Below are 6,188 nucleotides of genomic sequence, written 5' to 3'. Positions count from 1 at the left end.
GTCCGCTTTGAGACGCAGAGCGTCTCGGGCTGCATTCCCACGCAGAGCGTGGGAACGATCAGAGATGCGCCACTTATTTCGCGGCCAAGCCATCCGCGCGGAACATCCCGCGAATCCCGCGCACGGCCTGGCGGATGCGATCCTGGTTTTCGATCAGGGCGAAGCGCACGTGGTCGTCGCCGTACTCGCCAAAACCCACGCCCGGCGAAACGCAGACCTTGGCCTCGGCCAGGAGTTTCTTGGCGAACTCCAGCGAACCCAGATGCGCATATGCCTCGGGAATCTTCGCCCAGACGTACATCGACGCTTTCGGGTTCTCGACCATCCAGCCCAGCTCATGCAGGCCCTTGACCAGCACGTTGCGCCGCTGGCGATACTGTTCGGCGATGTCGCGCACGCATTGCTGATCGCCTTCCAGCGCGGCAATCGCCGCCACTTGCAGCGGGGTGAAAGTGCCGTAGTCGTGGTAGCTCTTGATCCGCGCCAGGGCGCTGACCAGTTCCGGGTTGCCGACCATGAACCCGATGCGCCAGCCGGCCATGTTGTAGCTCTTGGACAGGGTGAAAAACTCCACCGCAATGTCCTTGGCCCCGGGCACCTGCATGATCGACGGGGCTTTCCAGCCGTCGTAGACGATGTCGGCATAAGCCAGGTCGTGGATGACCAACACGTCGTACTGCTTGGCCAGGGCGATCACCCGTTCGAAGAAATCCAGTTCCACACACTGTGCAGTCGGGTTCGACGGGAAGCCGAGGATCATCATTTTTGGCTTGGGGATCGAACCGCGAATGGCGCGCTCCAGCTCATCGAAGAAATCCACCCCCGGCACCAGCGGCACCGAACGCACCTGAGCGCCGGCAATCACTGCGCCGTAAATGTGGATCGGATAGCTCGGGTTCGGCACCAGCACGGTGTCGCCCTGGTCCAGGGTGGCCAGCATCAAATGCGCCAGGCCTTCCTTGGAACCGATGGTGACAATGGCTTCGCTTTCCGGGTCGATATCGACTTCGTAGCGCTGCTTGTACCAGTTGGAAATCGCCCGGCGCAGGCGCGGAATGCCTTTGGACGTCGAGTAACCGTGGGTGTCCTCGCGTTGGGCGACCTGCACCAGTTTTTCGACAATGTGCGGCGGCGTGGCGCCGTCGGGATTGCCCATGCTCAGGTCGATGATGTCTTCACCACGGCGGCGAGCGGCCATTTTCAGCTCGGCGGTGATGTTGAACACGTAAGGGGGGAGTCGATCTATGCGCGCAAAGCGGCGCGGCGAACCTTGTTCGGCCATTGTTGCCTCGGATAACGTAAGCGCCCGGAACCGTCCGAGCGACGCTGGTCACTGCGGTGACCTGTGGCGGAAGATAAGGGCAGTGATGGCATACTGTCCAGCGCGCTTGTAAACATTTTTTTCAAGGAAAATCGGTCAATGGAATTCACCAGCGGCTTCTTGCTGAGCCTTTCGCTGTGCCTGGATATCGGCGTAGCCAACATCGCAATGATCACCCTGGCCATGCAGCGCGGCTACTTTCAGGGCTTCGCCCTGGGCCTGGGCACCTGCGTCGGTGACCTGATCTATGCGGTGCTGGCCTTGGCCGGCATGACCGTCCTGCTGCAGTACGAAACCGTGCGCTGGGTTCTGTGGATTGGCGGTTCGGCGCTGCTGATCTACTTCGCGGCGAAGATGACTTATTCGGCAATCCACCACGAAGCGCTGCTGGCGGAAACCGCGGAAGTGGGGCAGAACTCCCATCGCAAGGAATTCTTTCGCGGCATCTTCCTCGCCATGTCGTCGCCGAGTGCGATTCTCTGGTTTGCTGCGGTCGGCGGTACGTTGATCGCCCGATCCGGTGGCGGTGGTCCGTTGAGTTCGGCGCTGTTTTTGGGCGGCTTTCTCTGCGCCGGGCTGCTGTGGTCGGCCGGTCTGTGCTTCGCCGCAAGCCACGGCGGCAAGCTGCTGGGCGACAAGCTGCTGCGCTACTCCTATCTGGCATCGGCGGCGATCTTCTGCTATTTCGCGGTGTACGTGATCGTTTCCGGCTACAACGAGTTTGTCGGCTCGGGCGCCGTCGAGCAGTTGCATTCGCTGTAAACGTGCGAAACGGGTCGGGCTTTCTATACTCCCAGCCGAATCCACTTTTCCGTTCTGAGGAGTCGCGTCATGGATGAACAACAACGCGTCGAGATAGCCGAGCCTCGCTTCGAACACGGGCAATTTCTGCTGATTGCCGGTTTCGGCGGGCGATTCACTCAGGAGACCACCGAAGATATTCCCGCGTTGTGGGAAAAACTGATCCCGCACTTGGGAAAAATCCCCGCGCAGGTCAATGAAGTGACCTACGGCGTTTGCTGCAATGCGGATGGCGAGGGCGGTTTCGAATACATCGCCGGGGTGCAGATCGACAAGCTCGACGACCTGCCGGAAAAGTACCGCTGGGTTGAAATACAGCCGCAGAAATATGCCGTGTTCGAGCACAAGGGGTCACTGGCGCAACTCCCTGACACCTTCCAGTACATCTGGAACACCTGGCTGCCGCAGTCCGGTTACGAAGCGGCGGACGCCCCGGAATTCGAGCGCTACAGCGAGGATTACAACCCGAAACTCAATACCGGCACGCTGGAGATCTGGCTGCCGATCAAGGCCTGAGCGGCGTAACAATCGAGGCGGAGCATGTCCGCCCCGGTGGTTGTGCTTTATGCTGGCGGGCCTTGTTTCCACAGATTTTTGAGCTGCCATGAACACCGTAATCCGCAACGTCAGCGCCGCCGACCTCGACCGCTGCTACGCCATCGAAACCGTCGCCTATGAAGGCGACGAAGCCGCCACCCGCGAAAAGATCGCCACGCGCATCGCCACTTGGCCGGACGGTTTCATCGTCGCCGAGGTGGACGGTGTGGTCGCCGGTTTCATCAATTCCGGCGCGGCGTTCGACGTGCAAATGTCCGACGAGGCCTTCAAGGAGCTGATCGGCCACGACCCGAAAGGGCCGAACGTGGTGATCATGTCGGTGGTGGTGCATCCGGATTACCAAGGGCAGGGCCTGGCCAAGCGCCTGCTCGGCGAATTCATCGAACGCATGCGCGCCATGGACAAAGCGACAATTCACCTGATGTGCAAAGAGCAACACATTGCGTTGTACGCCGGATTTGGCTTTGCTTACATCAAACCGTCGGAGTCCGACCACGGCGGCATGGCGTGGCACGAGATGATCCTGACCCTCTGAAGCCAACACCTATCGAAACTGCCTGATCGTTCCCACGCTCCGCGTGGTAATGCAGCCGGGGACGCTCCGCGTCCCAAAACCGTGACGCAGAGCGTCACAAAGAGGCGTTTCCACGCGGAGCGTGGGAACGATCAGGGGATACTCAGAAGAACAGCCCCATCCGCCGCTCGTACCCAATCCGGCCCTTGTACGCTTCGCCGCTGTCGACATAGCCATGCCTGGCATACAGCGCAATCGCCGCCTCGTTATCAGCGTCCACCGACAATTCCAGCCCCTTGATCTCCGGCCAGGCCTGGCGGGCGACAGCGGGCAGCGCTTGCAGGCAAGCCTTGCCGTAGCCCTTGCCTTGCGCGCGCCGATCGACCTGCAGCGCATGCAACGTGGCGCTGTGTTCGTCGGCCCAGTCGGGCAATACCGGCGGGCGCTTGAGCAGCAGAAACGCCACCGGTACGTCGTCCGCCAGCAGGGCAAAACCCTTTACGCCGGGGCCGGGCTTCGACAGCAGGGTGTGCAAGGCACCGTGGATGTCGCCGGAGAATTTGATCTGCTCGGGGTGGATTTCGATGGCCTCGACTTGCTGACGCTGCAAAGGGCTGAGGCTGTCGTAAGGCACGAGTTGGGCTGACACGGGAATTTCCTTTTTCCTACAAAGAGTGAGCCTCGGATTCTAGCGAGATTGTCGTCGGCGAAATTTTTTTGTTTGCCCTGTCGATCCGCGCATTGGGCAAACGACTAAGGGTGTCTTCACAACAAAAACCACGGAGAACACCATGAGCGCACAAAGCGAAATCCAGAACCTGATCAACACCTATCGCGAAGCGGTAATGGCCAAGGACGTCGAAAAAGTCATGGCCCTGTACGCCGACGACATCGTCTCGTTCGATGCGATCAAGGCCCTGCAATTCAAAGGCAAAGCGGCCTACCGCGCGCACTGGGTCGAGTGCATGGAAATGTGCCCCGGCCCGCACATCTTCGAGTTCCACGAAATCGCCATCGAAAGCGCCGACAACATTGCCTTCGCCCATTGGGTGGCCAATTGCGGCGGCACCAACGACAAGGGCGAAACCCAGAGTTGCTGGATGCGTGTCACCGCCTGTTACCGGCAAATCGGCGGGGCGTGGAAGATTGCCCATGAACACTGGTCGGCACCGTTCGATCCGATGAGCGGCGCGACGCTGTTCGATGTAACCCCCTGATCTTCAGCCATAGTTGATCCGTTCGAATCAGGAGATCGCCATGAAATACCTATGCCTGGTCTACAGCGATGAACGCTTGCTGCACACCTCGCCCGACAGCCCGGAGGACGCCGAATGCTGGGCCTACGCCGAGTCGGTGCAGGGCAGCGGGCGGATGATCGCCGCCGAAGCGCTGGAATCGGTAGAGACCGCCACCACGGTACGCATGCGCAACGGCAAGTTGTCGATCACCGACGGGCCTTTCGCTGAAACCAAGGAGCAACTGGCCGGTTTTTACCTGATTGATGCCAAGGATCTCAACGAAGCGATTCAGGTCGCCGGCAACATTCCGGCAGCGCGGGTCGGCAGCGTTGAGGTACGCCCGGTGCGGCAGTTGAATGTCTGACGTCCGGGCGCGGGTCGAGCAGGTCTACCGCGAGGATTCGCGGCGGATTCTGGCCACGCTGATCCGCCTGCTCGGTGATTTCGACCTCGCCGAAGAAGCCTTGCACGAGGCGTTCTTCGTCGCGGTCGAGCGCTGGCAACGCGACGGCGTGCCAGACAACCCGCGTACCTGGCTGGTCTCCACCGGACGTTTCAAAGCCATCGATGTGCTGCGCCGGCGCGCACGGTTCAAGGCGTCGCAACCGTTGCTGCTGGCGCAACTTGATGAGCTGGAACAGGCTGACTGGAGTGGCGAAGACGTGGAAGACGATCGCTTGCGGCTGATCTTCACCTGCTGCCACCCGGCACTGGCGGCAGATGCGCAAGTGCCGCTGACCTTGCGCGAAGTCTGCGACCTCACCACCGAGGAAATCGCCCGCGCTTTTCTCTCGGCGCCGGCGGCGATTGCCCAGCGCATCGTGCGCGCCAAAGCCAAGATCCGCGACGCGAAAATCCCCTATCAAGTACCCACGCTGAACGAATTGCCCGAGCGCCTCGACAGCGTATTGCGGGTGATTTATCTGGTGTTCAACGAAGGCTATTCGGCCTCGGTCGGTGCCGAGCTGACCCGCGAGGATCTGACGCGCGAAGCGATTCGGCTGGGGCGCTTGTTGATGGAGTTGCTGCCTGAGCCGGAAGTCATGGGTCTGCTGGCGCTGATGCTGCTGCATGAATCACGCCGGCCGGCACGAACCTCGCCGAGCGGTGAACTGGTGTTGCTCGACGATCAGGATCGCTCGTTGTGGGATGCCCGGTTGATGGCCGAAGGCTGCGCGCTGGTCGAGCACGCGCTGAGCACGCGACGCTTCGGGCCGTATTGCCTGCAAGCGGCGATTGCAGCGGTGCATGCGGAAGCGCCGTCGGCGGCGGAAACGGACTGGGAGCAGATTGTCGGTCTGTATGACGTGCTGCTGCGCGCGGTGCCGTCGCCGGTGATCGAGCTGAACCGCGCGGTGGCGGTGGCCAAACGGGATGGAGCGTTGGCCGGGTTGTTGTTGGTAGAAGGGATTTTGGCGGGTGGGGAGTTGCAGGATTACCACTTGGCGCATTCGGCGCGGGCGGAGTTTTGCCGGCAGTTGGGCCGGGTGGAGCAGGCGCGGGCGGCGTATCAGCGGGCGCTGGAGCTGACGCGGCAGGAGCCGGAGCGGCGGTTTATTCGAGCACGTATCATGGCGCTCGAAATGCTCTGACCTTGGCGCTCTGCCTAGTGTGGGCAGCCTGTGGATTGCCCTCACCCTAACCCTCTCCCAAAGGGAGAGGGGACTGATTGGGGGATATTGGAGGGATTCACCGACTTGAACGAATTGTCTTGAATCCATAATCGATAAGGTTTTTCAGGTCGATGTAACACGCC

At 61.0% G+C, this 6,188-nt stretch carries 8 protein-coding genes; 6 read left to right on the top strand and 2 right to left on the bottom strand.

Annotated features, from left to right (window positions below; genetic code table 11):
* Positions 1 to 73: 73 nt before the first annotated feature.
* The gene (alaC, locus tag F8N49_RS24465) at positions 74 to 1,282 is read right to left on the bottom strand and encodes an alanine transaminase (protein WP_110646590.1); all 1,209 of its coding nucleotides are present in this window, start codon (positions 1,280 to 1,282) and stop codon (positions 74 to 76) included.
* A gap of 138 nt (positions 1,283 to 1,420) precedes the next feature.
* Between alaC and F8N49_RS24460 the strand changes: the two genes are divergently transcribed.
* The 3 genes from F8N49_RS24460 (at position 1,421) to F8N49_RS24450 (ending at position 3,215) form a co-directional block, all read left to right on the top strand.
* Positions 1,421 to 2,083: a LysE family translocator gene (locus F8N49_RS24460; protein WP_151552949.1), complete on the top strand. Its 663-nt coding sequence runs from the start codon at positions 1,421 to 1,423 to the stop codon at positions 2,081 to 2,083.
* Between the two features lie 69 nt (positions 2,084 to 2,152).
* On the top strand, positions 2,153 to 2,638 hold the full coding sequence (locus F8N49_RS24455; protein ID WP_151552947.1) for a GyrI-like domain-containing protein: 486 nt from the start codon (positions 2,153 to 2,155) through the stop codon (positions 2,636 to 2,638).
* A gap of 88 nt (positions 2,639 to 2,726) precedes the next feature.
* Positions 2,727 to 3,215, top strand: coding sequence for a GNAT family N-acetyltransferase (locus F8N49_RS24450; protein WP_016773555.1), 489 nt, complete (start codon positions 2,727 to 2,729; stop codon positions 3,213 to 3,215).
* 142 nt (positions 3,216 to 3,357) lie between these two features.
* On the opposite strand, the gene F8N49_RS24445 is transcribed toward F8N49_RS24450, so the two are convergent.
* Positions 3,358 to 3,843, bottom strand: coding sequence for an N-acetyltransferase (locus F8N49_RS24445; protein ID WP_151552945.1), 486 nt, complete (start codon positions 3,841 to 3,843; stop codon positions 3,358 to 3,360).
* Between the two features lie 142 nt (positions 3,844 to 3,985).
* On the opposite strand from F8N49_RS24445, the gene F8N49_RS24440 reads away from it, so the two are divergent.
* The 3 genes from F8N49_RS24440 to F8N49_RS24430 are packed head-to-tail and all read left to right on the top strand — an operon-like array spanning position 3,986 to position 6,024.
* Positions 3,986 to 4,411 (top strand): nuclear transport factor 2 family protein, encoded by a 426-nt coding sequence (locus F8N49_RS24440; protein ID WP_150637517.1) that lies wholly within the window; start codon positions 3,986 to 3,988, stop codon positions 4,409 to 4,411.
* Positions 4,412 to 4,451: 40 nt separating this feature from the next.
* Entirely contained in the window at positions 4,452 to 4,796 is a 345-nt protein-coding gene (locus F8N49_RS24435) for a YciI family protein (protein ID WP_130909739.1), read from the top strand.
* Positions 4,789 to 6,024 carry an RNA polymerase sigma factor gene (locus F8N49_RS24430; RefSeq protein ID WP_151552943.1) on the top strand — a complete coding sequence of 412 codons (1,236 nt, stop codon included), beginning with the start codon at positions 4,789 to 4,791 and terminating at the stop codon, positions 6,022 to 6,024. Before F8N49_RS24435 ends, F8N49_RS24430 begins: the two co-directional genes overlap by 8 nt.
* Positions 6,025 to 6,188: the final 164 nt, after the last annotated feature.

The sequence above is a fragment of the Pseudomonas sp. GXM4 genome, from assembly GCF_008923895.1.
GTDB classification, from domain to species: Bacteria; Pseudomonadota; Gammaproteobacteria; order Pseudomonadales; family Pseudomonadaceae; genus Aquipseudomonas; species Aquipseudomonas atacamensis.
Note: the sequence above shows the minus strand (reverse complement) of the source record. Positions and strands in the feature narration are given on the sequence as shown.

Excerpts from the sequence above, each read along its gene's own strand:
- alaC (WP_110646590.1), bottom strand. The coding sequence starts at position 1,282 with ATGGCCGAACAAGGTTCGCCGCGCCGCTTTGCGCGCATAGATCGACTC.
- F8N49_RS24460 (WP_151552949.1), top strand. The coding sequence starts at position 1,421 with ATGGAATTCACCAGCGGCTTCTTGCTGAGCCTTTCGCTGTGCCTGGAT.
- F8N49_RS24455 (WP_151552947.1), top strand. The coding sequence starts at position 2,153 with ATGGATGAACAACAACGCGTCGAGATAGCCGAGCCTCGCTTCGAACAC.
- F8N49_RS24450 (WP_016773555.1), top strand. The coding sequence starts at position 2,727 with ATGAACACCGTAATCCGCAACGTCAGCGCCGCCGACCTCGACCGCTGC.
- F8N49_RS24440 (WP_150637517.1), top strand. The coding sequence starts at position 3,986 with ATGAGCGCACAAAGCGAAATCCAGAACCTGATCAACACCTATCGCGAA.
- F8N49_RS24435 (WP_130909739.1), top strand. The coding sequence starts at position 4,452 with ATGAAATACCTATGCCTGGTCTACAGCGATGAACGCTTGCTGCACACC.
- F8N49_RS24430 (WP_151552943.1), top strand. The coding sequence starts at position 4,789 with ATGTCTGACGTCCGGGCGCGGGTCGAGCAGGTCTACCGCGAGGATTCG.